Origin of the sequence: Streptomyces sp. NPDC048258 (assembly GCF_043201995.1) — a bacterium.
In the GTDB taxonomy this organism is placed as follows: domain Bacteria; phylum Actinomycetota; class Actinomycetes; order Streptomycetales; family Streptomycetaceae; genus Streptomyces.
The window spans coordinates 68,647-94,503 of record NZ_JBICZH010000002.1 but is presented as its reverse complement, the minus strand read 5'-3'; the positions used below and the strand labels follow the sequence as shown (position 1 = coordinate 94,503).

General features: G+C 70.1%; 21 protein-coding genes. 2 read left to right on the top strand and 19 right to left on the bottom strand.

What is annotated here, in order from left to right; translation table 11 throughout:
• Window positions 1–91 precede the first annotated feature (91 nt).
• A complete protein-coding gene (gene dapC / locus ACGFYQ_RS04590; RefSeq protein ID WP_393739933.1) occupies window positions 92–1,186 on the bottom strand; it encodes a succinyldiaminopimelate transaminase in 1,095 nt (364 codons plus the stop codon).
• Between the two features lie 123 nt (window positions 1,187–1,309).
• The gene (fdxA, locus tag ACGFYQ_RS04585) at window positions 1,310–1,639 is read right to left on the bottom strand and encodes a ferredoxin (RefSeq protein ID WP_030713714.1); all 330 of its coding nucleotides are present in this window, start codon (window positions 1,637–1,639) and stop codon (window positions 1,310–1,312) included.
• 117 nt (window positions 1,640–1,756) lie between these two features.
• On the opposite strand from fdxA, the gene ACGFYQ_RS04580 reads away from it, so the two are divergent.
• Together ACGFYQ_RS04580 and ACGFYQ_RS04575 are read left to right on the top strand one after the other, a co-directional pair.
• The gene (locus ACGFYQ_RS04580) at window positions 1,757–2,743 is read left to right on the top strand and encodes a GNAT family N-acetyltransferase (protein ID WP_393739932.1); all 987 of its coding nucleotides are present in this window, start codon (window positions 1,757–1,759) and stop codon (window positions 2,741–2,743) included.
• On the top strand, window positions 2,740–3,534 hold the full coding sequence (locus ACGFYQ_RS04575; RefSeq protein ID WP_393739930.1) for a transglutaminase-like domain-containing protein: 795 nt from the start codon (window positions 2,740–2,742) through the stop codon (window positions 3,532–3,534). The genes ACGFYQ_RS04580 and ACGFYQ_RS04575 overlap by 4 nt, the downstream gene beginning before the upstream one ends.
• A gap of 190 nt (window positions 3,535–3,724) precedes the next feature.
• Here ACGFYQ_RS04575 and ACGFYQ_RS04570 read toward each other — a convergent pair whose 3' ends face one another.
• The 17 genes from ACGFYQ_RS04570 to ACGFYQ_RS04490 form a co-directional block, all read right to left on the bottom strand.
• Window positions 3,725–5,566, bottom strand: a complete 1,842-nt coding sequence (locus ACGFYQ_RS04570; RefSeq protein WP_393739929.1) for a hypothetical protein — start codon at window positions 5,564–5,566, stop codon at window positions 3,725–3,727.
• A gap of 343 nt (window positions 5,567–5,909) precedes the next feature.
• On the bottom strand, window positions 5,910–6,293 hold the full coding sequence (locus tag ACGFYQ_RS04565) for a DUF6113 family protein (protein ID WP_393739927.1): 384 nt from the start codon (window positions 6,291–6,293) through the stop codon (window positions 5,910–5,912).
• Window positions 6,290–7,186 carry an N-acetyl-1-D-myo-inositol-2-amino-2-deoxy-alpha-D-glucopyranoside deacetylase gene (mshB, locus tag ACGFYQ_RS04560; protein ID WP_393739925.1) on the bottom strand — a complete coding sequence of 299 codons (897 nt, stop codon included), beginning with the start codon at window positions 7,184–7,186 and terminating at the stop codon, window positions 6,290–6,292. Before mshB ends, ACGFYQ_RS04565 begins: the two co-directional genes overlap by 4 nt.
• Window positions 7,187–7,208: 22 nt before the next feature.
• Entirely contained in the window at window positions 7,209–7,403 is a 195-nt protein-coding gene (locus ACGFYQ_RS04555; protein ID WP_053677094.1) for a hypothetical protein, read from the bottom strand.
• 354 nt (window positions 7,404–7,757) lie between these two features.
• Window positions 7,758–8,819: an ABC transporter ATP-binding protein gene (locus tag ACGFYQ_RS04550; protein ID WP_393739922.1), complete on the bottom strand. Its 1,062-nt coding sequence runs from the start codon at window positions 8,817–8,819 to the stop codon at window positions 7,758–7,760.
• The gene (locus ACGFYQ_RS04545; protein ID WP_393739920.1) at window positions 8,812–9,795 is read right to left on the bottom strand and encodes an ABC transporter ATP-binding protein; all 984 of its coding nucleotides are present in this window, start codon (window positions 9,793–9,795) and stop codon (window positions 8,812–8,814) included. Before ACGFYQ_RS04545 ends, ACGFYQ_RS04550 begins: the two co-directional genes overlap by 8 nt.
• A gap of 12 nt (window positions 9,796–9,807) precedes the next feature.
• A complete protein-coding gene (locus tag ACGFYQ_RS04540) occupies window positions 9,808–10,833 on the bottom strand; it encodes an ABC transporter permease (RefSeq protein ID WP_393739918.1) in 1,026 nt (341 codons plus the stop codon).
• Window positions 10,826–11,749, bottom strand: a complete 924-nt coding sequence (locus tag ACGFYQ_RS04535; RefSeq protein ID WP_393739916.1) for an ABC transporter permease — start codon at window positions 11,747–11,749, stop codon at window positions 10,826–10,828. The genes ACGFYQ_RS04540 and ACGFYQ_RS04535 overlap by 8 nt, the downstream gene beginning before the upstream one ends.
• A 92-nt stretch (window positions 11,750–11,841) precedes the next feature.
• Window positions 11,842–13,476: an ABC transporter substrate-binding protein gene (locus tag ACGFYQ_RS04530; RefSeq protein WP_393739914.1), complete on the bottom strand. Its 1,635-nt coding sequence runs from the start codon at window positions 13,474–13,476 to the stop codon at window positions 11,842–11,844.
• Between the two features lie 107 nt (window positions 13,477–13,583).
• Complete coding sequence (locus ACGFYQ_RS04525; protein ID WP_393739912.1) at window positions 13,584–14,522, bottom strand: GNAT family N-acetyltransferase; 939 nt, start codon at window positions 14,520–14,522, stop codon at window positions 13,584–13,586.
• 123 nt (window positions 14,523–14,645) lie between these two features.
• Window positions 14,646–15,698 carry an ABC transporter ATP-binding protein gene (locus tag ACGFYQ_RS04520; RefSeq protein WP_393739910.1) on the bottom strand — a complete coding sequence of 351 codons (1,053 nt, stop codon included), beginning with the start codon at window positions 15,696–15,698 and terminating at the stop codon, window positions 14,646–14,648.
• Window positions 15,691–16,737 (bottom strand): ABC transporter ATP-binding protein, encoded by a 1,047-nt coding sequence (locus ACGFYQ_RS04515; RefSeq protein ID WP_393740881.1) that lies wholly within the window; start codon window positions 16,735–16,737, stop codon window positions 15,691–15,693. Before ACGFYQ_RS04515 ends, ACGFYQ_RS04520 begins: the two co-directional genes overlap by 8 nt.
• Window positions 16,738–16,757: 20 nt before the next feature.
• Window positions 16,758–17,705 (bottom strand): ABC transporter permease, encoded by a 948-nt coding sequence (locus ACGFYQ_RS04510; protein WP_393739908.1) that lies wholly within the window; start codon window positions 17,703–17,705, stop codon window positions 16,758–16,760.
• Entirely contained in the window at window positions 17,698–18,630 is a 933-nt protein-coding gene (locus tag ACGFYQ_RS04505; RefSeq protein ID WP_393739906.1) for an ABC transporter permease, read from the bottom strand. Before ACGFYQ_RS04505 ends, ACGFYQ_RS04510 begins: the two co-directional genes overlap by 8 nt.
• Before the next feature lie 174 nt (window positions 18,631–18,804).
• The gene (locus tag ACGFYQ_RS04500; protein WP_393739904.1) at window positions 18,805–20,439 is read right to left on the bottom strand and encodes an ABC transporter substrate-binding protein; all 1,635 of its coding nucleotides are present in this window, start codon (window positions 20,437–20,439) and stop codon (window positions 18,805–18,807) included.
• Window positions 20,440–20,891: 452 nt separating this feature from the next.
• Complete coding sequence (gene typA / locus ACGFYQ_RS04495; RefSeq protein WP_393739902.1) at window positions 20,892–22,796, bottom strand: translational GTPase TypA; 1,905 nt, start codon at window positions 22,794–22,796, stop codon at window positions 20,892–20,894.
• A gap of 373 nt (window positions 22,797–23,169) precedes the next feature.
• Window positions 23,170–25,587: an ABC transporter family substrate-binding protein gene (locus ACGFYQ_RS04490; protein WP_393739900.1), complete on the bottom strand. Its 2,418-nt coding sequence runs from the start codon at window positions 25,585–25,587 to the stop codon at window positions 23,170–23,172.
• Window positions 25,588–25,857 lie beyond the last annotated feature (270 nt).

Genomic DNA, 25,857 nt, shown 5'->3' with positions numbered 1-25,857 from the left:
CGCCGAGGGAACACCGAAGGGGCCGGGAGCACGAACTCCCGGCCCCTTCGGGCTGTTCAGGGGCAAGACACCCCCTTGCGGCGGCCAGGTCTCAGCCGAGGCGCTTGACCGCCGCCTCGACGCGCTCGTCGGTCGCGGTGAAGGCCACGCGCACGAACCGCGCGCCCGCCTCGCCGTAGAAGTCGCCCGGCGCGACCAGGATGCCCAGCCCCGCGAGGTAGGCGACCGTCTCCCAGCACGGCTCGTCCCGGGTCACCCAGAGGTAGAGGCTCGCCTCGCTGTGCTCGACGCGGAAGCCGTGCGCCTCCAGGGCGGCGCGCAGCGCCGCGCGGCGGGCAGCGTAGCGGCCGCGCTGCTCCTCGACGTGCGCGTCGTCGCCGAGCGCCGCGACGGTGGCCGCCTGGACCGGGGCGGGGGTCATCATGCCGCCGTGCTTGCGGATCTCCAGCAGTTCGCCGAGCACGTCCGCGTCACCGGCGATGAACGCGGCCCGGTAGCCGGCCAGGTTGGACCGCTTGGAGAGCGAGTGGACGGCCACGAGGCCCTCGTACGAGCCCCCGCACACGTCGTCGTGGAGGACGGAGACGGGCTCGGCCTCCCAGCCCAGCTCCAGGTAGCACTCGTCGCTGAAGACCAGGATCCCGTGCTCGCGCGCCCAGGCCACGATCCGGACGAGCTCCTCCTTGGGGAGGACCTTCCCGGTGGGGTTGGACGGGGAGTTGAGCCACAGCAGCTTCAGGCCGGCCGGGTCGAGCTCGGTGGGGTCGTCGTAGACCACGGGCTCGGCGCCGCACAGCCGGGCGCCGACCTCGTACGTCGGGTAGGCGAGCCGGGGGTACGCGACCTTGTCACCGGCTCCGAGCCCCAGCTGGGTCGGCAGCCAGGCCACCAGCTCCTTGGAGCCGACCACCGGCAGGATGTTGCGGTGCCCGGCGGCGCTCGCGCCGAGGCGCCCGCGCACCCAGCCCGTGATCGCGTCGCGCAGGGCGGGCGTACCCCACACCGTCGGGTAGCCCGGGGAGTCCGCGGCGCCGATCAGGGCGCGCTGGATCAGCTCCGGCACCGGGTCCACGGGCGTGCCGACCGACAGGTCGACGATACCGTCCGCGTGGGCCGCCGCCGTCGCCTTGTACGGCGCCAGCTTGTCCCAGGGGAAGGCGGGAAGACGGTCGGATACTGCGGCCACGGTGGTCTCTGCTCTCTCTGGGTGCCGGACGCTCTGGGCGCTGGACGCGAAGGTCGGGAAACACCTCGGTCCCGTGCGGCGGGCAGGCCGTACGGGACCGAGTGGCGCTTCTGCCGTGAAGGGTCAGTGCTCGCCGTTGATACCGGCGGGCAGCGCCGCGATGAAGGGGTGGTCGCGCTCGATCAGGCCGAGCTTGGAAGCACCACCGGGCGAACCGAGCTCGTCGAAGAACTCGACGTTCGCCTTGTAGTAGTCCTTCCACTCCTCCGGAGTGTCGTCCTCGTAGAAGATGGCCTCGACCGGGCAGACCGGCTCACAGGCACCACAGTCGACGCACTCGTCCGGGTGGATGTACAAGGACCGCTGGCCCTCGTAGATGCAGTCGACCGGGCACTCTTCGATGCATGCCTTGTCCTTGACGTCGACACAAGGCTCCGCGATGACGTAGGTCACGCTCTCGTTCCTCCTCGGTAGGGCTTTCCATATCGCGCGGGAGCGCGGCGTCGTCGATGCCCGCACCTAGTATCTCCGTTCCCGGGCACGATCCGAACAGGAGGGGCGGACAGAGCTGTGGAAATCACTGCCGGTGGGCTGCTGGAAGTCCGTATTACCCCGGCTGACGTGGGTAAACGAGTCTCTGTACGACGGGTGGAGCGCGGGCGGAGCGGGGCTCCCGAGTACGCGGACACCGTAGGTGTTCTCACATCCTGGACCGAAGGTGTGCTGTGGATCACACGAAAGAACGGCCAGACCGTCCGGATCGCGGAATCCTCGCTGGTGGCGGGCAAGGTCGTGCCGCCCGCGCCGGCCCGCCGGCGGGGTCCGGCGGCCTCCTTCGAGGAGCTCTCGCGGGTCGCGGCGCGGTCCTGGCAGCCGCTGGAGAGCGAGCCGCTGGGCGAGTGGACGCTGCGCGCGGCCGCCGGATTCACCCGGCGGGCCAATTCGGTGCTGCCGCTCGGCGATCCGGGGATGCCGCTGGACGATGCACTCGCGCGAGTGACCTCCTGGTACGCGGAACGAGGACTTCCGGCGTACGTGCAGGCCGCGACGGGCGCGGTCGGCACCCAGGAGCTGCTGATCCCGGAACTGGAACGGCGGGGCTGGGCGGCCGAGGCGTCGGCGGAGGTGCGGATCGGCGCGCTGGCGCCGGTCGGCGACGTGGACGCGCCCGCCGCCGGGGACGTACGGCTGACCCGTGTCCCGGACGAGGAGTGGCTGGGGCGCTACGGGAAGGTCGGCGACCCGGACGTGGCCCGGCGGGTGCTGGTCGGGGGCCCGTCGGTGTGGTTCGCGGCGCTGCCCGGGGGCCGGGCGATCGGGCGGTGCGTGGTGGACGGCCGGTGGGCGGGCTTCGCGGCAGTGACGGTCGATCCCGCGTACCGGCGGGAGGGCCTGGCGACGGCGGTGATGGCGGCGCTCGCGCGGCGGGCGCTGGAGGAGGGCGCGTCGGCGGCGTGGCTCCAGGTGGAGACGGACAATCCGGGGGCGCTGGCCCTGTACGACGGGCTGGGCTTCGCGCTGCACCACACGTACCACCACTACCGGGCGGCGGCGTGAGTTCGGCGGCCCGGCGGGAGCAGTTCGCGGCGGAGGCGCGGTCGGAGCGGCCGGACCTGGCGCTGCTGTGCCTGCTGCTGGCGGCGGAGGCGGACCCGGAGCTGGACGAGCGCGCCATGGACTGGGCGCAGATCGAACTGGACCGGCTCGCCGGGATGCTGCCGTACGGGCTGCGGGGCGGGCGGGCGTGGGCCTCGGCGGTCACGGAACTGCTGGGCGGCCGCCTCGGTTTCCACGGCACCCCGGCGGACTACGACCGGCTGTCGTCCTCGCTGCTGCACGAGGTGCTGCGGCGTCGGCGGGGGCTTCCGATCCTGTTGTCGGTGGTGTGGCTGGAGGTCGCCCGGCGGGCGGGTGCGCCGGTGTACGGGCTGGGGCTGCCGGGGCACTTCGTGGTGGGCTTCGGGGACCCGGAGGAGGGCGTGGTGGTCGACCCGTTCGCGGGCGGCGCGTCCTTGGGAGCGGGGCCGGCGGAGCTGGCGGAGGGGCCTCGGACACCGGCCCGCACGCTGGACATCGTGCTGCGGATCCTGAACAACATCCGGGCGTGGGCCTCCGCCCGGCCGGAGCAGTCGGGGGTGGCGCTGTGGGCGCTGGAGCTGTCGCTGCTGCTGCCGTCGCATCCGGCGTCGCTGCGGTTCGAGCGGGCGCGGCTGCTGGTGGAACGGGGTGCGTTCCGGGAGGGCGCGGCCGAACTGGAGGCGTACGCCGATGTGGTGGCCGCGGTGGATGCCGATGCGGCGGCCCGTATCCGCGCCGAGGCCGTTTCCGCTCGCGCTCTGCTGAACTGACCCCTTGCGCCGGGTTCGGGCCGCGCCGCGCTCGTCGGCGGGGCTCAAAGACCTGGGGCTCCGCCCCAGACCCTCCCCCGGACTCCGTCCGGGGGGACCCCCACGCCTCGAACGCCGGCGGGGCTGGATTTGCCGCGGATATGACAGTGCCCCCGCCCGGGGCGGGGCGGGGGCACTGTGACGGGGCTTCCTAGCCTGCGTTGGTGTCGATGACCGCGGTCCGCTCGGCCGTCGTCTTGCCGCGCAGGGCCTTGACGAGGGCTCCGGCGACGTCCTGCGGGGTGACGGCGGTCTTGGAGCCGTCGCCGCGGGTGATCAGGATGCCGTCGAAGGTGTTCCCGTAGGTCTGCTTGAGGGCTTCCAGGTCGAACTTCTCGACGAGGTGGCCCTCGACCGGCTGCATGCTGAGGATCTTGGGCAGGGACTTGCTGCCGAAGGCGATCGACTTGGCGCCGACCTTGACCGTGGCGTTGGCGGACATCGCGGGTTCGGCGAAGTCCTTCATGGCCCGGTCGAGTTCGGCCTGGTCGATGATCGGGGCCTTCGTGGTGACCGGCAGTTCGGGCACGGTCGGCTTGCCGGTGGCGACCATGTCACGGAAGGCCTTGGTGACCAGCTCGACGGAGGCGTCGACGTCCAGGGTGGTGCCGGGGGCGCCGGGGACGGCCACGGCCTTGCCGGTGTCGAACTTGATCGTGCCCTCGGTGGCCGAACCGGAGGTGCCTGCGAGCTCCTGGAGCGCGACCTGGAGCTTCTCCTCGTCGACCGGCATCACGGCGTCGGCCTTGCGCTCGTTGCCGAGGAGGGAGCCGATGACGGTGATCGGGTTGTAGTCGCTGCCGGCCGCGTTGCGGACGGTGGTCTGGCTGTCCAGGGTCAGGCCGGCCTTGTCGGGCTTCAGCTCGACCTGCTTGCCGCCGACGCTGAGCTGGAGCGGGGCGGCGGCGCGGGTGCCGAAGGCCGTCTGGAGCTTGGCCACGGCCTCGTCCCGGCTGCCGCTGATGTCGACGCTGAGGACGGTGGTGCCCTTGGGGACGTCGGAGTGGTTGAGGAGCAGCCCGGCTCCGTAGGCCACGCCGACGAGGACCACGGCGGCGCCGCCGAGGAGGACCAGCTTGGAGCGGCCCTTCTTGGCGGGCTTGGCGGCCTTGGCGGGGGTGGCCTTCTGCTGCGCGGGCGTCGGGCGCGGGACGGCCGGCGCGGGCGGCGGGACGGGGGTCGGCGCCGGGCCCGCCTCGGGTCCTGGCCAGCGCGGCGACTCCGCGCCAGGGGGGCCGCCGAGGGGACCGGAGCCGTAGCCGGGGCCGCCCGTGGGGCCGGGGTAGCCCTCGCCCTGGCTGTCGTAGACGGGGAAGGCCTCGGTGACGGGGCCGGAGTCGTCCTGGCCGCTCCCGTACGCCGGGAAGCCCTGGGTCGATCCGACGCCGGGGCCGCCGGGGGCGGGGGCGGCCGGGGAGAAGCCCGGACCGTAGTCCGCGACCGGCGGGGGCGGGGTGCGCGGCGGCGCGAAGCCCGCGTCGGGCACCGGCGGGGCCTGGGTGCGCGCGGGCGGCGGGAAGCCGGCGCCCGGCCCGGCCGGAGGCGGCGGGGTGATCCGCGGGGCGGGGGGCGCTCCGGGCCCGGGCGGCGGAGCCTGCTCCCGGACGGGCAGGGGCGGCGGGGTGGGCGCGGGGGCGGGGGCCGGGGCGGGCGCCTTGCGGGGGGCGAACCAGTTGCTGGCCGGCTCCTCGGCTTCGCCCGCGCCCTGGGCGCGGGCCGGCTCCTGCTCGGCCTCGATCCGGGTCGGCACGGGCTTCGGCCGCTGCGCGAGCGGCGGCTCGGGCGCCCGTCCGGGCGCCGGCTCGGCTGCCTGCTGCGGCGTCGGCCGCGTGTCCGGCGCGGCGCCGGCCGCTCCGGAGGTGCTGCCCATCGCCTTGCGTACGACCACCGGCGGGATCGGCCGCGAACCCGGGATGTTGATCCGGATCCGGGTCGTCAGGGTGGTCTCGGTCTTGGGCCCGTCGGAATCGGGCGTGGACGGCTTCGAGGTCACAGAGTTCTCCTCCGGGGCGGTCGCCGCAGCGTCCGTGGACGGATACTGGCCGGTTCCATACGGCGGCGTACCCGAGGGGTAAGCGGCTCCACCGCGCCCGTTGGGCCCGGAGGACGAACTGTCAGTTTCACGACTCAAGGCAGGTTCTCCCGGTTGGCTCCGCCGCCCGTCATACCGTGCGCGGGCAGCTCGGCGGCCCGTCCACCATACTGGCCGCCGCCGCCGCGCAACTGACCCATGGGAATCACTGGTTCCTCATAGGCCCCGCCAAACCCCCCTGAAGCGGCCCTCGGGCTGCCGTCCGCTCCCCTCGCGCCGGCCCTCTAAGGAGTCCGACACCACGTCACTTGGCAGACCGCGCGGCCGAAACCGGCCGATCCAGCGGACCGCGCATCGTGGCGCACATCACAGCGAGCACCGTCCCACCCAAAAGGTAGGCGTACATGCCGATTCCGGACGAACTGAGCAGGAAGTCCCCCTCGGAGCGCGGGATGCCGAGCACCACGTACGCGAGGAACCAGCCGACCGCGGCCCCGCCCACCCCGAGTCCGGTCCCGAGCGCGATCCGCCCGCCGAGGAACAGCCCGAAGACGGCCAGCAGCGCGAGCAGCAGACCGCCGGGGAACCACAGGTCCACCACCAGCCAGCCGGCCAGGCCGGTCAGCGCTCCCACGACCATCAGGCCCAGGCAGGCGGCGAGCCGCCCGGGGGTCAGCGTCCCGGTCACGCGTCCACCCCCGCGAACAGGTCGTGCTCGCGCTCGCCCGCCGGTGCGCCCGGCCGGCCTTCGACGAGTTCGTAGTACTCCCGGGCGAACAGCGGCTGCGCCAGGTCGTTGGAGAGCGCGAAGAAGGGCCCGTCCACGGCGATCTGGGTGGCGTGGGCGCGCATGGCGGCCGCTTTCGCCGCCGCGAACCGCTCCTCGTCGCCGATCTCGGCGGTGATCCGCTCGTCGGGGACGACCCCCGGCACGTCCTGGGGCGAGGCCAGCCCCGGGAAGGGCACGTCGTTGCCGACCGCGCGCAGCCTGGCGAAGCCCTCCTCGACCACCGAGAGGGGGACGCGGTTCCAGTAGATCTTCCCGACCGCGTGCGGCTCGCCGAGGTCGCGCCGGTACGCGCCCTCCGCGGCGAGCTCGGCCGCGCGCATGGCGACCCGGTGCGCCTGGATGTGGTCGGGGTGCCCGTAGCCGCCGTCCGGGTCGTAGGTGACGAGCACCTGCGGGCGGACCTCGCGGATCACCTCCACGAGGTACGCGGCGGCCTCGTCCACGTCGGCGGACCAGAAGGCCTCCGGGCGGTGGTTCTGCGGTGCGCCCATCATCCCGGAGTCCCGGAAGCGGCCGGGGCCGCCGAGGAACCGGTGGTCGCTGACGCCCAGTTCGGCCATGGCGGCGTCGAGTTCGCCGACGCGGTGGGCTCCGAGGCCGTCGTCGCGGTCGGCCGCCAGGTGGGCGAGCTCGGTCGGGATGACCTCCCCCTCCTCACCGAGGGTGCAGGTCACCAGCGTGACGTGGGCACCCTCGGCCGCGTACTTGGCCATGGTGACGCCGTTGTTGATCGACTCGTCGTCCGGGTGCGCGTGCACGAGGAGCAGCCGACGGGCGGGAAGACCGTTCATGGCGCCTAGCCTAGGGGGCGCCCTAGAACTTGAGCCCACTGATCATGCTGGCCACGTTCGAAGTGAGCTGGCTGAGGGTCGGGGCGATGGTGGAGCTCGCCAGATAGAACCCGAGGAGCACACAGACCACCGCGTGTCCCGCCTTCAGGCCCGACCTTCGGACCAGCAGGAATACGACGATCGCCAGCAGCACCACGGCCGAGATCGAGAGTGCCACGGCGTTTCACCTCCACGTCGAGCGGACATCGGTACACGATTCGTGCTCGGCGAGAGTCATACCCACCGTGCGCTACGGATCATAACTATCCGTGCCAGCGCATCGATCGAAATCCGGCAGCACAAGGGGCGCACGCCGCGCATGGGCAGGGTCACGGGGGAGGCCGGCCGGAGAGTCTGTACGCCTCTCCGGCCGGCTGTCGGCACCCGCACGGCCGCACGTCGTCCAGGCTGCATGCCCCAGATCTCGGGGCAGAAACGGTCAAGTTGCCCCCGTGTAAACGAGGTTGAGCACAGCGGCCGCCGTTTCCGCGCCGGACACCCGGGGGTGGCCGGAAATGATCGGCCGTCTGCACTACTCCTTCGTCAGTGGAGGCGGCGGAGGCGAAGGTGGCGCCGTCGGCGGGACCACCTGCTTCTCCGCCGCGAAGTGACAGGCCGACGGGTGGGCCGCCGGGCCGGACGGGAAGACCGCGGGGACCGCGAGCAGCGGCACCTCCACCACGCACCGCTCCTGCGCCTTCCAGCAGCGGGTACGGAAGGGGCAGCCCGAGGGCGGGTTGGCCGGGGACGGCACGTCGCCGGAGAGGATGATGCGCTCGCGGTGGGCACGGGCCTCCGGGTCGGGGACGGGTACGGCCGACAGCAGCGCCTGGGTGTACGGGTGGGTCGGGTGGTCGTAGATCTGGGTGTCGGAGCCGATCTCGACGATCCGGCCCAGGTACATGACGCCCACCCGGTCGGAGATGTGCCGCACGATCGACAGGTCGTGCGCGATGAAGACGTACGACAGGCTGAACTCGTCCTGGAGGCGCTCCAGCAGGTTGATCACCTGGGCCTGCACGGAGACGTCCAGCGCGGAGACCGGTTCGTCGGCGACGATGATCTCGGGCCGGAGGGCCAGGCCGCGGGCGATGCCGATGCGCTGGCGCTGGCCGCCCGAGAACTGGTGCGGATAACGGTTGATGTACTCGGGGTTGAGGCCGACCACGTCCAGCAGGTCCTGGACCTTCTGCCGGCGCGAGCCCTTCGGGGCGACCTCGGGGTGGATCTCGTACGGCTCCCCGATGATGTCGCCGACCGTCATGCGCGGGTTCAGCGAGGTGTACGGGTCCTGGAACACCATCTGGATGTTGCGCCGGACGGCCTTGAGGGCGCGCCCCGACAGCTTGGTGATGTCCTCGCCCTTGTACGAGATCGCGCCGGCCGTCGGGCGTTCCAGGTTGACCAGCATCTTGGCCACGGTCGACTTCCCGCAGCCGGACTCGCCGACGATGCCCAGCGTCTCGCCGGCGCGCAGGCCGAAGGAGACCCCGTCGACGGCCTTGACCGCGCCGATCTGCTTGCGGAAGACGATGCCCCGGGTCAGCGGATAGTGCTTGACCAGGTCCTTCACTTCCAGGAGGGACTCAGCCATGGAGGCACTCCTTCCAGAAGTGGCAGGCGCTGGTCCGCTCCACCGGCGACTCGGTCACCTCGTACAGCGGCGGGACGTCGGTACGGCACACCGCCTGCGCCATCGGACAGCGCGGGTTGAAGGCGCAGCCGGGCGGGATGGCCAGCAGGTTCGGGGGCAGGCCCTTGATCGCGTACAGCTCCTGGCCCTTCTGGTCGAGGCGCGGGATGGAGTCCAGCAGGCCGCGGGTGTACGGGTGCGCGGGCGCCTTGTAGATCTCGTGGACGGGGGCCGCCTCGACGATCCGGCCCGCGTACATGACGGCGATCTTGTCGGCGACGTCGGCGACCACGCCCAGGTCGTGGGTGATCAGGATCAGACCCATGTTCAGCTCGCGCTGGAGCTCGGCCAGCAGGTCCATCACCTGGGCCTGGACGGTGACGTCCAGAGCGGTGGTCGGCTCGTCCGCGATGATCAGCGAGGGCTCCAGGGCCAGCGCCATGCCGATCATGATGCGCTGGCGCATGCCGCCGGAGAACTGGTGCGGGTAGTCCCCCACCCGCTGCCTCGCCGCCGGGATCTTCACCCGGTCCATCAGCTCGACGGCCTTGGCCTTGGCGTCCTTGCGGGACATGCCGCGGTGGACCTCGTACATCTCGCCGAGCTGCGCGCCCACGCTGAGCACGGGGTTCAGGGAGGAGAGGGCGTCCTGGAAGATCATCGCCATCTGGGCGCCGCGGACCTTCCGCCGGTCCTCCTCCTTCATCTTCAGCAGGTCCTGGCCCTTGAAGAGGATCTCGCCGCCCGCGATCCGGCCCGGCGGCACGTCGAGGATGCCCATCACGGCCTGGGCGGTCACCGACTTGCCGGAGCCGGACTCGCCGAGCACGGCGAGGGTCTCGCCCTCGTCCACCGAGTAGTCGACGCCGTTGACCGCCTTCGCGACGCCGTCGCGCGTGGTGAATTCCACGTGCAGGTCGCGGACTTCGAGCAGCATGTGCGGGGCTCCTCAGCGCAGCTTGGGGTCGAGGGCGTCGCGCACCGCGTCGCCGAGCATGATGAAGGCGAGCACGGTCAGGCTGAGTGCGCCCGCCGGGTAGAGCAGCATGTGCGGGGCGTTGCGGATCTGCGAGGCCGCGTTGGAGATGTCGATGCCCCAGGAGACGGTGGGCGGGCGCAGGCCCACGCCGAGGAACGACAGCGTGGCCTCCAGGGCGATGTACGTGCCGAGCGCGATGGTGGCGACGACGATGACGGGCGCGACGGCGTTGGGCGCCACGTGCCGCAGCAGCATCCGGCCGTTGCCGGCGCCCAGCGCCCGGGCGGCCTGGACGTAGTCGTTCTGCTTGGCGGTGATCACCGAGCCGCGGGCGATACGGGCGACCTGCGGCCAGCCGAGCAGGACGATGAAGCCGACCACGGGCCAGACGGTGGTGCTGGTGACGACGGACAGGAAGACCAGGCCGCCGAGGACCACCGGGATGCCGAAGAAGATGTCCGCGACCCGGGACAGCAGGGCGTCGCCCCAGCTGCCGAAGAAGCCGGCGAGCCCGCCGAGCGCCGAGCCGAGCAGCGCGGCGCCGAGGGTGGCGCAGACGCCGACGGTGATGGAGGCGCGGGCCCCGTAGACGGTACGGGTGTACACGTCGCAGCCCTGGGTGTCGTAGCCGAAGGGGTGGCCGGGGGCGGAGCCCTGCTGCGACTTGGACAGCTCGCAGTGCAGGGGGTCGCCGCTCGCGATGAGCTGGGGCCAGATCGAGATGACGATCAGGAAGAGGATCATCAGCGAGGAGATGATGAAGACCGGGTTGCGGCGCAGCTCGTGCCAGGCGTCCGACCACAGCGAGCGGGCCTTCTCCTTGGGGCCGGCGGGGCCGCGGGGCTCCGCGTCCTTCTCGATGCCCTCGACGCTCTCGGCCTCTTCGATGGCCAGATCTATGGGACCGCCCTGTCCGGTGGGGGACACGGCCTCGCGGGGGCGCGGCCCCACGGGGTCGTAGCCGCCGGGGCCTGCGGGACGCTCGGGGTCAGGCATAACGGATCCTCGGGTCCAGGACGGCGTAGAGCAGGTCGACGAGCAGGTTCGCCAGCAGGAAGACGATGACGAGGATGGTCACGAAGCCGACGACCGTGGGCGAGTTGTTGCGCAGGATGCCCTGGTAGAGCTGGTAGCCGACGCCGTGGATGTTGAAGATCCGCTCGGTGACGATGGCCCCGCCCATCAGGGCCCCGATGTCGGTGCCGATGAAGGTGACCACGGGGATGAGGGAGTTCCGCAGCAGGTGCCGGGTGACGACCCGGCGCCGCGGCAGCCCCTTGGCGGTGGCGGTGCGGACGTAGTCGGCCTTGGCGTTCTCGGCGATCGAGGTGCGGGAGAGCCGGGTGACGTACGCGAGCGATACGAGGGCGAGCACGATGCCGGGCAGGATCAGCTCGTTGAAGGGGGCGTCCGGGGAGACGGTGGGCTTGACCCAGCCCCATTTGACGCCGAAGAGGTACTGGAGCACATAGCCCGTCACGAAGGTGGGCACCGAGATGACGACGAGGGTGAGCACCAGTACGGAGGTGTCGACGGACTTGCCGCGGCGCAGTCCGCTGATCACGCCGAGGGTGATGCCGAAGACGATCTCGATGACGATCGCGACGATGGTCAGGCGCAGGGTGACGGGGAAGGCCGTGGCCATCAGCTCGGTGACCGGCTGCCCGTTGAAGGCGGTGCCGAAGTCGCCCTGGAAGATCTGCCCCATGTAGTGGAGGTACTGCTTCCACAGGGGCTGGTCGAGGAAGAGGTCCTTGCGGATGCGCGCGGCGGTGGCGGGGTCGGGCGCCTTGTCGCCGAAGAGGGCCGCGACCGGGTCACCGAGCGCGTACACCATGAAGAAGATCAGGAACGTACTGCCGATGAACACCGGGATCATCTGGAGCAGCCGCCGGATCACATAACGTCCCATGGAGTGCTCCATGTGTGTGGGTGGGCCCGTGTCGGTGTTCGGCGGGCCCCCCGCGCAGCGGAGGGCCCGGATCCGTGTGATCCGTCAGCCGGTCAGCTGACCTTGATCTCGTTGTAGACCGGGACGCTGAACTGGTTGAGCGCCACGTCCGTGAGCCGCTCGGAGTACCCGGCGCTGCCGTTCTGGTACCAGAGCGGGATGGAGGGCATCTGCTCGGCGAGGATCTTCTCGGCGTCCTGGAACGTGGCGATCGCCTTCGCTGCGTCGCTCTCCTGGTTCGCCTGGTCGACGAGCTTGTCGAACTCCGGGTTGCTGAACTTCCCGTAGTTGGAGGAGGCGCCGGTGTAGTACAGCGGCTGCAGGAAGTTCTGGATCAGCGGGTAGTCGGCCTGCCAGCCGGAGCGGAAGGGTCCCGTCAGCTTGTAGCTGCTCTGCTGGTTGCGGAAGTCGGCGAAGGTGCCGACGGGGTTGACCGTGCACACCGGGCCCTCGCCGAGCGCGTTGTTGACGCTGTTGCAGACGGCGTCCATCCAGTCGCGGTGCGAGCCGGTGTCCACGTTGGAGGTCAGCGTGACCTTGCCGCCGGGGAGCCCGCCGCCCTCCTGGATGAGCTTCTTGGCCTCCGCGGGGTCGTAGACGCAGGCGTCACCGCAGACGGTGGAGGAGAAGCCGCCCTTCTCCCCGAGGGCCGGAGAGGTCCAGTCCTTGGCGGAGGTGCGGGTCTCCTGGAAGATCTGCTTGGTGATCTCGTCGCGGTTGATCGCCCGCGAGATGCCCTGGCGGACCTTCTCCGTGCCCGCCTTGCTCCACTGGGGGTCGTACAGCGGGAAGGTGAGGGTCTGGATGATGAGGGCCGGCTGGTTGATGTACCGGTCGCCGAGGTCGTTCTTGACGTTCTTCAGCTGCTGCGCCGGGACGTCGTCGACGAGGTCGAGGTTTCCGGAGATCAGGTCCGTGTAGGCGGTGTTGTTGTCGGTGTAGACCTTGAGGTCCACCCCGCCGTTCTGGGCCTTGTCCGTACCGGGGTAGGCGTCCCACGTGCGCAGCTTCATCCCGGTGCCCTTGGTGTACGAGTCCACCATGTACGGGCCGTTGCCGACGGGCTTGGCGAGCCAGCCGGCGTGGTCGGTGAAGAAGGCCTTGGGCAGCGGGGAGAAGGCCTGGTAGCCGAGGGTCTCGGGCCAGGTGGAGAACTTCTCCTTCAGGGCGACGGTGAAGGTGTTGGGGCCCGTGACGACCAGACCCTTCATCGTCTTGGCGGTGGGCTCGCCGGTGGCGGGGTGCACGTCCTGGTAGCCGACGATGTCCGAGAAGAACGGCGAGTTGTTCTGCTTGTTGCGCACGTCCGCCGCGTAGTTCCAGGCGTCCACGAAGGACTGGGCGGTGACCGGCTCGTCGTTGCTGAACTTCCAGCCGCTCTTGACGGTGATCGTGAAGTTCTGGCTGTCGGTCGTCTCGAACTTCTCGGCGAGCATGTTCACGGCCGCGCCGGTCTTCGCGTCGTAGCGCTTGAGACCCCGGAAGAGCATGTCGAGGACCTTGCCGCCCTGCACCTCGTTGGTGTTGGCCGGCTCCAGCGGGTTCTGCGGGTCACCCCACGAAGAGCTGACGATCCCCGCACCCTCGCCACCGCCTCCGCCACTGTCGCTGTCGCCGCCGCAAGCCGTCGCCGCGAGGGCGACGGCCACCGCACATGCGGCCCACTTGGCGTGGGTGGCTCCGCGCATGGAGTGCCTCCTATGGATCCCAAGACTCGCTTAGGGCCCAATGTCACCCTATGTGGGGTCGGGCACACGCATGGTTGGACCGATTGCACCCTCGCTCGCGCCCCCTGTCACCCCTCCGGGTGCAAAGGCAGCTCCCACGTGTCGACGGCGTAGTGCAGGCCCATCCCGTGCGCCTCGTAGAGCGCGAGTGCACCCGTTTCGTTCGCGGTGTCCACGCCGAGGCCGACGGTGTCCCGGCCGCGCGCCGCGTAGACCGCGAAGCCGTGGCGCAGCAGGAAACCGCCGATGCCGCGGCCGCGCAGGTCCTCCCGTACGCCGATATGGCTGAGCCAGCCCATGCTCGTACGGTCGTCCCGGGTGAGCAGCACTGCCACGTCGCCTTCGCCGGGCAGCGAGGCGATCCACACCAGGGACCAGTCGAGTTCACGGGCGGCGAGGTGGTCCAGCCAGGGCTCGTACGCGCGATCCACGTGGCCGAAGTGCGCCGCGAAGGTCTGCTCGACCAGGGCGTGGGCCCGGCGGCGGTCGGCCTCGTCGGCGGCGCAGTGGCGCAGGGTGAGACCTCCGGGAGGGGCCGGGGGAAGGTCGGCGGCCGGGGAGAGGCGCCGGGTCATGACCTGGTAGTGGCGGACGGTGCGGTAGCCGCGGCCGGTGAGCAGGCCGAGGTCGAGGGTGGGCTCGACGTTGAGCTGGAGCCGCAGCCGGCTCTCCGCTGCCCCGGCGGCCATCTCCCGGGCCCTGGCCTCCATGAGCTCCAGCAGCCGGCGGGCGGCCTCGGGGTGGCCGGGCAGCACGTAGTGGTCGCTGTCGATCCTGCCCGGTCCGGCATCGGACCAGACCAGGGCGTAGGCGACGAGCCGGCCGCCCTGGAAGGCGAGCCAGGAGTCGGTGGCCAGGTCGACGTCGGGGTGGTGGAGGTCGGCCTCCACGGTGCCCAGGTCGGTCTCCGGGCGGCCGATCTCGATCATGTCGACGGCGTTGAGGAGGGCGCAGATGTCGGACGCGTCCCCGGGCCCGGCGGGCCGGACGGTCAGCATGGCAGTCATCGGCCCACTGTCCGCCCGGGCGGCGGGCGGGTGCAACTGGCTTTGTCCGTACGGGAAACGCCGGAGCGCCCGGCGCCGGAGGAATCCGGTGCCGGGCGCCCTGGTGGACGTACGCCCGCGGGATCAGACGGCCAGGACGGCCTTCTCCTCCGCGAAGTGGCAGGCCGACTCGTGCGCGGCGTGGGTGTCCAGGCCCTTGAAGCGCGTCGGGATCGCCAGCAGCGGCTCCTCCGTGGAGCACTTCTCCTCGGCCTTCCAGCAGCGGGTGCGGAAGCGGCAGCCCGACGGCGGGTTGGCCGGGGACGGGACGTCACCGGTGAGGATGATCCGCTCGCGGCCCTCGCGGGCCTCGGGGTCCGGAACCGGGACGGCCGACAGCAGCGCCTGCGTGTAGGGGTGCGTCGGGTGTTCGTAGATCTGCGCGTCGGTGCCGATCTCGGCCATCTTGCCGAGGTACATGACGCCCACGCGGTCCGAGATGTGCCGGACGATCGACAGGTCGTGCGCGATGAAGAGGTAGGACAGGTTGAACTCGTCCTGGAGCTTCTCCATCAGGTTGATGACCTGGGCCTGCACCGACACGTCGAGCGCGGAGACCGGCTCGTCGCAGATGATGATCTCCGGGTTGAGCGCGAGGCCTCGGGCGATGCCGATGCGCTGGCGCTGGCCGCCGGAGAACTGGTGCGGGTACCGGTTGATGTACTCCGGGTTCAGGCCCACGACGTCCAGGAGTTCCTGGACCTTGCGGCGCCGGTCGCCCTTGGGAGCCACCTCGGGGTGGATGTCGTACGTCTCGCCGATGATGTCGCCGACCGTCATGCGCGGGTTCAGCGAGGTGTACGGGTCCTGGAACACCATCTGGATGTTGCGCCGGACGGCCTTGAGGGCGCGGCCGGACAGCTTGGTGATGTCCTGGCCCTTGTAGAAGACCTCGCCGGCGGTGGCTCGCTCCAGGTTCATCAGCAGCTTGGCGACGGTGGACTTGCCACAGCCGGACTCGCCGACGATGCCGAGGGTCTCGCCCCGGTACAGGTCGAAGGAGATCCCGTCGACCGCCTTGACCGCACCGACCTGCTTCTTGAACAGGATGCCCTGGGTCAGCGGGAAGTGCTTGACCAGGTTGCGCACCTGGAGGATCGGCTCGCGCTCGGTGGCGTTCTTGGTGAGCTCAGCCATGGATCTGCTCCTTCCAGAAGTGGCAGGCGCTGCGGCGGCCCGGCAGCTCGGTGCCGTCCTGCTCGCTGACCACCTGAAGCGCGGGGACCTCCGAGCGGCAGACGTCCTGCGCGGCGACGCACCGCGGGTTGAAGGAACAGCCGCTGGGGAGCCGCAGGAGGTTGGGCGGCAGGCCCTTGATGGCGAAGAGCTCCTGGCCCTTCTGGTCGAGGCGCGGGATCGAGTCCAGCAGACCGCGGGTGTACGGGTGCGCCGGGCGCTTGTAGATCTCGTGCACCGGGGCCGTCTCGACGATCCGGCCGGCGTACATGACCGCGATCTTGTCCGCGACGTCGGCGACGACGCCGAGGTCGTGGGTGATCAGGATCAGACCCATGTTCAGCTCGCGCTGGAGCTCGGCCAGCAGGTCCATGACCTGGGCCTGGACGGTCACGTCGAGGGCCGTGGTCGGCTCGTCGGCGATGATCAGGTCCGGCTCCAGCGCGATCGCCATGGCGATCATGATGCGCTGGCGCATACCGCCCGAGAAGTGGTGCGGGTAATCGTCCACGCGCTGCTTCGCAGCCGGGATCTTCACCTTGTCCATCAGCTCGATGGCCTTGAGCCGGGCTTCCTTCTTCGACAGGCCCTGGTGGACGCGGAACATCTCGCCCAGCTGGTAGCCGACGGTGAGCACCGGGTTCAGGGAGGACAGCGCGTCCTGGAAGATCATGGCGATCTTCCGGCCGCGGATCTTCCGCCGCTCCTCGAAGCTCATCTTCAGCATGTCCTGGCCGCGGAAGAGGATCTCGCCCTGCGGGATCTTGCCCGGCGGCATGTCGAGGATGCCCATGATGGCCTGCGCCGTCACGGACTTGCCGGAGCCCGACTCGCCGAGGACGGCGAGGGTCTCGCCGGCGCTCACGCTGTAGTTGACGCCGTTGACTGCCTTGGCCACGCCGTCGCGGGTGTGGAACTCCACGTGGAGGTCGCGCACTTCGAGGAGCGGGCCCTGCTGGTCCCCGTCACGCGGGGAGGGAACCGTACTGGTGTTGTCCATAGTGATCACTTACGCCCTCCTCAGCGCAGCTTCGGGTCGAGGGCGTTGCGGACCGCTTCGCCGAGCATGATGAACGCGAGGACGGTGATGCTCAGCATGATCGAGGGGTACAGCAGGATGTGCTGCGCCACCCGGATCTGCGCGGCACCGGCGGAGATGTCCACACCCCACGAGATGGTGGGGGACGCGAGTCCGAGACCGAGGTAGGACAGGGTCGCCTCGGCGGCGACGTAGCCGCCCAGCGCGATCGTGGCGACCACGATCACCGGTGCCATGGCGTTCGGCAGGATGTGCCGGATCAGGATCCGGGAGGTTCCCGCGCCGAGCGCCTTCGCGGCGTGCACGTAGTCGGCCTGCTTCACGGTGATCACCGCACCGCGCATCACGCGGTTGATCTGCGTCCAGCCGAGGAAGGCCAGGGCGAAGACGACGGTCCACACGGTGCGCTTGGTGAAGGCCTGGAGGACGACCATCGCGCCGAGCAGGAACGGGATGCCGAAGAAGATGTCGGTGACCCGGGACATGATCGCGTCCGTGAGGCCGCCGAAGTAACCCGCGATCATGCCCGTGATGGAGCCGACGATCGTGACGATCAGGGTCACGGCGACGGCGACGATGATCGAGGCGCGGGTGCCGTAGATGAGGCGCGCGTAGACGCTGCGGCCCTGGCCGTCGTAACCGAGCCAGTCGGGCGAACCCACGCTGGCCAGCTCCGGCTTGGCCAGGAAGTGCTTGACCAGGTCGCCCTTGGTGGGGTCCGCGCTGGTGAACAGGCCCGGGAGGGCCGCGATCAGCAGCAGGACGAGGATCAGCACGGAGGAGACGATGAAGTACGGGTTGCGACGCAGGTCGGCCCAGGCGTCGCCCCAGAGGCTGCGTGCCTTCTCGGCCTTCGCCGGCTCCACCGGGGCGCCGGGCGCCGACGGGGTCGCGGCCGCCACGGTTTCGGTCTTGGTCATGTCAGGCATACCGGATCCTCGGGTCCATGACCGCGTAGAGGAGGTCGACGAGCAGGCTGGCTATCAGGTAGACGACGACCAGGACGGTGACGACACCGACGACGGTCAGGCCCTCGCGGCGGACGATCGAGTCGTAGATCAGACCGCCGACGCCCTTGACGTTGAAGATGCCCTCGGTGACGACGGCGCCGCCCATGAGGGCGCCGATGTCGGTACCCAGGAAGGTCACGACGGGGATCATCGAGTTGCGCATGAGGTGCACACCGATGACGCGACGCTTGGGCAGACCCTTGGCGATCGCGGTGCGCATGTAGTCGGCGCGCAGGTTCTCGGCCATCGAGGTGCGGGTCAGGCGCGCCACGTAGGCGAGCGAGAGGGATCCCAGCACGATGGCCGGGGCGAGCAGCTCGCTCCACAGCTCGTCGTTGCTGACGTTGGGGTCGATCCAGCCGAGCTGGAAGGCGAACACCGACTTGACGATGAAGCCGAGGACGAAGACCGGCATCGAGATGATCAGCAGCGTCAGGATCAGGACCAGGTTGTCGGCGATCTTGCCGGCCTTGAGGCCGGCCACGATGCCGAGGCCGAGACCGAGGACGATCTCGATGGCGAAGGCCATCAGGGCCAGGCGCAGCGTCACCGGGAAGGCGCCGCCGATGACCTCGGTGATCTCACGGCCGCTCCGGATCTGGGACCCGAAGTCGAAGTGGAAAAGGATGCCGGAGATGTAGTTCCAGTACTGCTGAAGGATCGGCAGGTCCAGGCCGTGCTCGTGGCGGAGCTTCGCGAGCGTGGCGGGGTCGGTGCCCTTGTCCCCGAAGAGTCCGGCCACGGGATCGCCGGGCAGGCTGTACACCATGAAGAAGATGAGCAGGGTCGTCCCGAAGAAGACCGGGATCATCTGGAGCAGTCGTCGTGCGACATAGCGCCCCATCGTGCCTCCGTAGAAGATGCGGCAGGCGCAGCCGGACGGGCCCTTTCGCCACGCACGCGCGTGACGGTTACGTCACTGCGTCGCGAAAGGGCCCCCCGGGCGCTGCGTATAGGCCCGGATGCGGGCCGGCTCCCCGCCGGCCCACATCCGTCGAACGAAATTACGCTGCGGAACTTACTTCTTGACCTCGACGTCTTCGATGATCGGGTCGCCGTCCTGGGCGTACTTGACGTTCTGGACCTTCTCCGAGTAGCCCGCGTTGACCTTGTAGTACCAGAGCGGGATGGAAGGCATGTAGTTGACCAGGTCCTTCTCGATGGCCTGGTACGCCTTCACGGACTCGTCCAGCGACGCGGCGGAGTCGGCCGCGGCGATCTTGGCGTCCAGCTCCGGGTTGGTGAAGCCGCCCTGGTTGCCACCGGCGCCCGTACGGAACAGGTCGCTGACGAAGTTGGAGTTCACCGGGTAGTCGAGGACCCAGCCGGAGCGGTAGATCGACTTGACCTGCTTCGACTTGCGGGCCTGGAGGTCGGCCTGGAAGTCGGGCTTGGCGTCACCGGTGCACTTCACGCCGGTGGCCTGGGTGATGCTGTTGCAGACAGCCTCGACCCATTCCTTGTGGCCGCCGTCCGAGTTGAACTGGATCGAGATCTCGTTGTTCGGAACGCCACCACCCGCGGTGATGAGCTCCTTGGCCTTGGCCGGGTTGAACTTGGTGATGTCGCCGGTCGCGTTCGGCGTGTAGCCGAGGACGCCCTTGGCGACCCAGCCGGTGGCGGGCTCGCGGGTGCCCTGGAGCACCGTCTTGGTGATGGTGTCGCGGTCGATCGCCATCGACAGGCCCTGGATGACCTTCGGGTCGACCGGCTTCGGGGTCTTCCACTGGTCGGCGTAGAACGCGATGGCCAGCGTCTGGACGGCGGAGTACGCCTGGTCCACGGCACGGTCACCGAGGTCGGCGCGGTAGACCGGGAGGTCCTTCGGGCCGATCTGGCGCAGGACGTCGACGTTGCCCGACTTCAGGTCCTCGTAGGCGGTCTCGAGGGTGGAGTAGTTCTTGAGGATCACACCACCGTTCTTCGCCTTGTTCTCGCCCTTGTAGTCGTCGAAGCGCGCGAGCTCGATCTGCTTCTTGTGCTCCCAGGCCTTGAACTTGTACGGGCCGTTGCCGACCGGCTTCTCACCGGCGGCCGCGGGGTCCTTGTAGAAGGACTCGGGCAGCGGGGAGAAGACCTCGTAGCCGAGCTTGTACGCGAAGTACGGAACCGCGCTGCCGAGCTCGATGGTGAAGGTGTTCTCGTCGACGACCTTCAGACCCTCCATCGCGGTGCCGGTGGGCTTGGCGCCCTCGGCCTCGGGGTGGACGGCCTCGAAGCCCTTGATGTCCGCGAACCAAGAGGCGTTGCCCTGCTTGTTGTCGATGTTCGCGGCCCAGTTCCAGGCCTTGACGTACGAGTCGGCGGTCACCTTGGTGCCGTCGTGGAACGTCCAGCCCGACTTCAGCTTGACGGTCCAGAGCTTGCTGTCCGGGGACGTGACCGACTCGGCGTTGACCATGGTCAGCTTGCCGTCGGCGTCGTAGTCCACCAGCTGCGAGAACAGGCCCGACATGACGATGGAGCCGTTGGACTCCATCGTGTCGGCCGGGTGCAGGAGCTTCTCGGGCTCGCCGACCTCGATCGAGTAGATACCGTTCGGGTCAACCTCACCCTTGGCGGCACTGCCCTTGTCGCCACCGCCACAGGCGGTCGCTGCCAGGGCGACGACAATCGCGCCCGCTACCCACTTGGCGCTCTTGGCACCGCGCATGGGTTTCCTCCTCATGAGTCCACTGTCTGATGTGAAGGACACAGGTACGTTTCGCCGACACCCCTGACGGCGATAGGAACAGTGCCCCGAGTGTGCTCGTGAGTCGGCGCTCCCCACAGCGCGTGACCCATTGACCCGAGCTCAATGGAGCCATCCTCAAGGACTCCCAGACCGTAAACCACACTTAAGTGGTCTCGTTTTCACAACATCACCCCAGGCCGAAAACCCGAAATCCGGACAAACGGATAGGAGACAGACACGTGCGAAACGGACGGTTAGCTCACCTTCCGGAGTGTCACGGTCGGTATGCGGACACCTGAACACATAAATCCGCTTGACAGAAGCGAACAGCCCCTCCCGTCACGGAGTCCGTGACGAGAGGGGCTGCTGCGTTCTGCGGTGATGCGGCCGAGGCGGTCACCACCCAAGTGGCGACTGGGCTCGGCAGGTTGCTACTTGGCGGACTTGGCGCGCGACGCGGTGCGCGAGCGGTCCTTCTGGTCCAGGACGACCTTGCGGATGCGGACGGCCTCCGGGGTCACCTCGACGCACTCGTCGTCGCGGCAGAACTCCAGGGACTGCTCCAGGGAGAGCTTGCGCGGCGGCACCACGTTCTCGGTGTTGTCCGCGGAAGCCGCACGCATGTTGGTGAGCTTCTTCTCCTTGGTGATGTTCACGTCCATGTCGTCGGAGCGCGAGTTCTCGCCGACGATCATGCCCTCGTACACCTCGGTGCCGGGGTCGGTGAACAGGACACCGCGCTCCTGAAGGTTGATCATCGCGAACGGCGTGACCGAACCCGCGCGGTCCGCGACCAGCGAACCGTTGTTACGGGTGACCAGCGGGCCGAACCACGGCTCGTGGCCCTCGTGGATGGAGTGGGCGATACCGGTACCGCGCGTGCCCGTGAGGAACTCCGTACGGAAGCCGATGAGGCCGCGCGACGGGACGACGAACTCCATGCGGACCCAGCCGGAGCCGTGGTTCGACATGTTGTCCATGCGGCCCTTGCGGACGCCCATGAGCTGCGTGACCGCGCCCATGTGCTCCTCGGGGACGTCGATCGTCATGCGCTCGACCGGCTCGTGCACCTTGCCGTCGATCTCCTGCGTGACCACCTGCGGCTTGCCGATGGTCAGCTCGAAGCCCTCGCGGCGCATCTGCTCGACCAGGATGGCGAGCGCGAGCTCACCACGGCCCTGGACCTCCCAGGCGTCGGGACGCTCGGTGTCGAGGACGCGGAGCGAGACGTTACCGACCAGCTCGCGGTCCAGACGGTCCTTGACCTGGCGGGCGGTGACCTTGCGGTCCTTGACCGCGGACTTGGCGTCCGCGCCCTTGCCGCTACCGCCGCGGCCGACCATCGGGGAAGTGTTCGTACCGATGGTCATGGAGATCGCCGGCTCGTCCACCGAGATCAGCGGCAGGGCGATCGGGTTCTCCGGGTCGGCCAGGGTCTCGCCGATCATGATGTCGGGGATACCGGCGACCGCGCAGATGTCACCCGGGCCCGCCACCTCGGCCGGCTTGCGGGTGAGCGCCTCGGTCATCATCAGCTCGGTGATGCGGACGTTGGAGTGGGTGCCGTCGCGCTTGATCCACGTGACGGTCTGGCCCTTGCGCAGCTCGCCCTGCTCGACGCGGAGCAGCGCGATGCGGCCGAGGAAGTTGTCGGCGTCCAGGTTGGTGACGTGGGCCTGGAGGGGGGCCTCCTCGTCGTACACCGGGGCCGGGACGTGCTCCAGGATGGTGGAGAAGAACGGCTCCAGGTTGTCGCTGTCCGCGGGGACGGTGCCGTCCTCCGGCTTGGTCAGCGAGGCGACGCCGTCACGGCCGCAGGCGTAGACGATCGGGAACTCGATCTGGTCCTCGTCCGCGTCCAGGTCCAGGAAGAGGTCGTACGTCTCGTTGACGACCTCGTCGATCCGGGAGTCCGGGCGGTCGGTCTTGTTGATGCAGAGGATGACCGGCATCTTCGCCTGCAGGGCCTTGCGCAGGACGAAGCGGGTCTGGGGCAGCGGACCCTCGGAGGCGTCCACCAGCAGAACGACGGCGTCCACCATCGACAGACCGCGCTCGACCTCACCACCGAAGTCGGCGTGGCCGGGGGTGTCGATGATGTTGATCGTGATCGGGGCCCCGCCGTCCTTGGGGTGATACTTCACCGCCGTGTTCTTGGCGAGGATCGTGATGCCCTTCTCACGCTCCAGGTCGTTCGAGTCCATCATGCGGTCGTCGAGGTGCTGGTGGGCGGCGAAGGCACCGGCCTGCTTGAGCATGGCATCGACGATGGTCGTCTTGCCATGGTCGACGTGGGCGACGATGGCGACGTTACGGATGTCGTGGCGCGTGGGCACTTCGGCGCTTCTCCCGGGATCGTGGATGGCGTCGCGTACGGCCTGGCACGCGCGCCTCGACCGGGCGAAAACCTGCCACGGCCTTACCCCATGGTACGTCGCGTGGCGGGAACCGCCTGCCGGGGGGTCTGTCAAGAGGCCGGACGAATGAGGGAGGCCGGGTGCGGGGTGGGGTGCGCCGGCCGCCGGTCCGGCCTGTATTCATGCGGGTCAACGGGTGTGCACGACCTTGCCCGCCGGAGATCCGGCGGGCAAGCGACTTGAGTCACATCTGAGCTTGGGATCCCGAGGTCAACCTGACAGGCACCCCTTTGTCACCACTTCTTCTCCCGCTCTCCTTCTCGCGCCCCGTCGTCCGGCGACTCTTCTCGCGCTACTTCTTCTTGCCCTTGGCGGTCGGGGGCTTCTTCCAGCCGATGTCCTGGAAGCGGGGAGCGCCGAGCCCGAAGGCCCCCGCGTTGACCAGGGACGCCTTGACGGCCACCAGCTCCGGGCGCTGGTACAGGGGGACGGAGCCGGCGGCGGCCCAGATCCGGGCGTCCGCCTTGCGCATCAGCTCACGGGCCTGCGCCTCGTCCAGCTCGCCGGCCGCCTGGTCGAAGAGCTGGTCGATGTGGTCGGTACCGACCCGCGTGTAGTTCTGTTCGACGAGGAGCGAGCCGTCCGCGGCCGGCTCCGGCTTGGCGAAGATCGGCCGGGCGTCGGTGGCCGGGTAGGCGGTCGCCGGCCAGGAGTAGAGGGCCAGGTCGTACTGGCCCGAGGCGATGTGGTCCTTGAAGAAGCTCTCGTCGGCCACCTTGGTGATCTCGGTGTTCACGCCGATCTTCCGGAGCATCTGGGCGATCCGCTCGCCGACCGCGCGCAGCGACTCCGATCCGGGGCCCGCCGGGAGGACGAACCGCAGGTCGAGCGGCTTGCCGTCCTTGGCGAGGATTGCGCCGGAGGTGCGTACGGCCTGCTTGGCCGGGGGTGCGGAGCCCTTGGCGGGCTCGGCGGGCTCCGCGGCCTCGCCGTCGAGGGCCGGGCTGCGCTTTCCGTCGTCGACGAGTCTCGCGGCTGCGGCCTGGGCCCGCAGGGCCGCCTCCTGCCCCTCCGCGAACGGCGCGGGGACCAGCACCGGGGAGAACCGGTCCGCCGCCGCACCCGGGCCGAACGCTCCCCCGGCTACCGCTGGGGGTGCCCCCAGGCCGACGATCTCACCGTCCGGGCCGAACGCGACGCCCTCGGGGAGGGCGCCGTCGCCGCTGTGCCGCCCGGGGCCCTCGGGGCGGCCGCCCTGCGCGGCGCCGTGGTCGCCGTTGCGCTCGTCGTCCTGGCCCACGATGTAGAGGCCGTCGTTGCCCGTGCCGGGGCCCGACGGGGTCTTCCCGTCGTCCTGCTGCTCGCTCTCCGGGCCGGCCTTCGCGCCCGGAGGCTCGGTGATCTTGCCGCCCCGGCGCCAGCCCGCGTCCGCGAGGAGGGCCTGGGCGGCCTGGGTGTCCTGGCCGCCGAGGGCCTCGCTGTTGTCGGCGTACGCCTGCTGCCCGGCCAGCGCCACGTGGCTGCCGACCGGCTTCGCGGGCAGGCCCAGCGGCTTCAGTACGATCTCGGCCAGTTGCTTGCGGTCCAGCGCCCGGGCCACCGCCCGGCGGACCCGCTCGTCGGCCAGCGGGCCGCCGGCGCCGTTCATCGCGAGCTGCGTGTAGGCCGGCTCCAGGGACTTGCGGACGGTGAAGGTCCGCAGGGCCGCCTGCTCGTCGGCGTACCGCCTGACCGCCTCCGCGTTCTTCTGCCGGGTCTCTTTCTCCGCCTGGGCCTTGTCCTCGTCCGCGCCGAAGGCGATCGCCCACGACAGGGTGGCCTGCGCGGCGGTCGTCGAGGCGCCGGGACCGTGGGCCGGGGCCCCGCCCGAGCCCGCACCTCCCGCTCCGCCCTGCTTCTTCGCGTCCCGGTGCGCGAGCGCGATCCGGTCGGCGCCGGTGCGGTCGATCTCCGCCAGATCGAGCTTGCCGGCGGCCAGCGCCGCCGGGCGCTCCGCCCGGGGCACCGCCGTCAGGACCAGCGTGTCCAGCTTGGCCGGCTGTCCCCACCAGCGCGGATTGCGGTTCAGGGCGGCGGTGCCGGTCTTCTTGTCGATCGCCCCGAGGCCGAAGGGTCCGGCGGTGACCTTGAGGGTGCCGCGGGCCCCCTCGTTGAAGGCGTCGGGGGTGCCGGTGACCTGCTTGGGGTAGAGCGGGCTGAAGAGGGAACGCCAGTCCGCGTACGGCTTGGCGAAGGTGACCTTGACCTCCAGGTCGCTCTTGCCCCGTTCGATCTTCTCGATCCGCTCGTAGCCGGCGTTGCGGGCCGTCCAGTACGCCGAGTCCTTGCCGTTCAGCGCCCGCCACTGCGCGACGAAGTCGGGGGCTCCGATCTCGCGGCCGTCGCTCCACACCGCCTGCTGGTTCAGCTTGTACAGGACGACCTGCTTGGGCTCCCGCTCGACGACCTCCGCCTTCTCCAGGTAGTCGGGATTGGCCACCGGCCGCCCCTTGGCGTTCATCACGAACAGCTGCGGCAGCACGGCGGCGGCGATCCGGTTGGTGGCGGCGTCCGCGTCGGCCTGGAAGGTGTTCAGGGTCTCCGGGAGGGCGTCCACCGCCCACCGCAGCACGCCCCCGTCGGCGACCTTGTCACGGGCGGTCGTCGCGATGTCCTGTCCGGCGGCGACCGGGCCGCCCTCGTCGTCACCCGCGCCGCAGCCCGTGAGGAGCGGCAGTGCGAGGACTCCCGAGGTCAGGAGCGCCAATGACCTGCGCCTTCTCTGGGACATGGGTGGTACCTCCGGGGCGGGGCGTGGGGGAAGCATGATCACGTTCGGCGGTATATGGAGCTGATCACACCGGTTGCCGGAACCCACTGAAATCGACCGCCCCCCGTACCCCCCGCAGCCACCTCGCGCCACGCCGCGAACCCCACCCGTGCGGACCAATCCGGCTTGCGCGGCCCGGGGGCACCGCCCAGCGTTGGCCGGGGGAAGGCATTCCCTCGGACGAGGGATGAGAATGGGGTCCAAGGAGGGGCGCACAGTTCACGCCTGCGC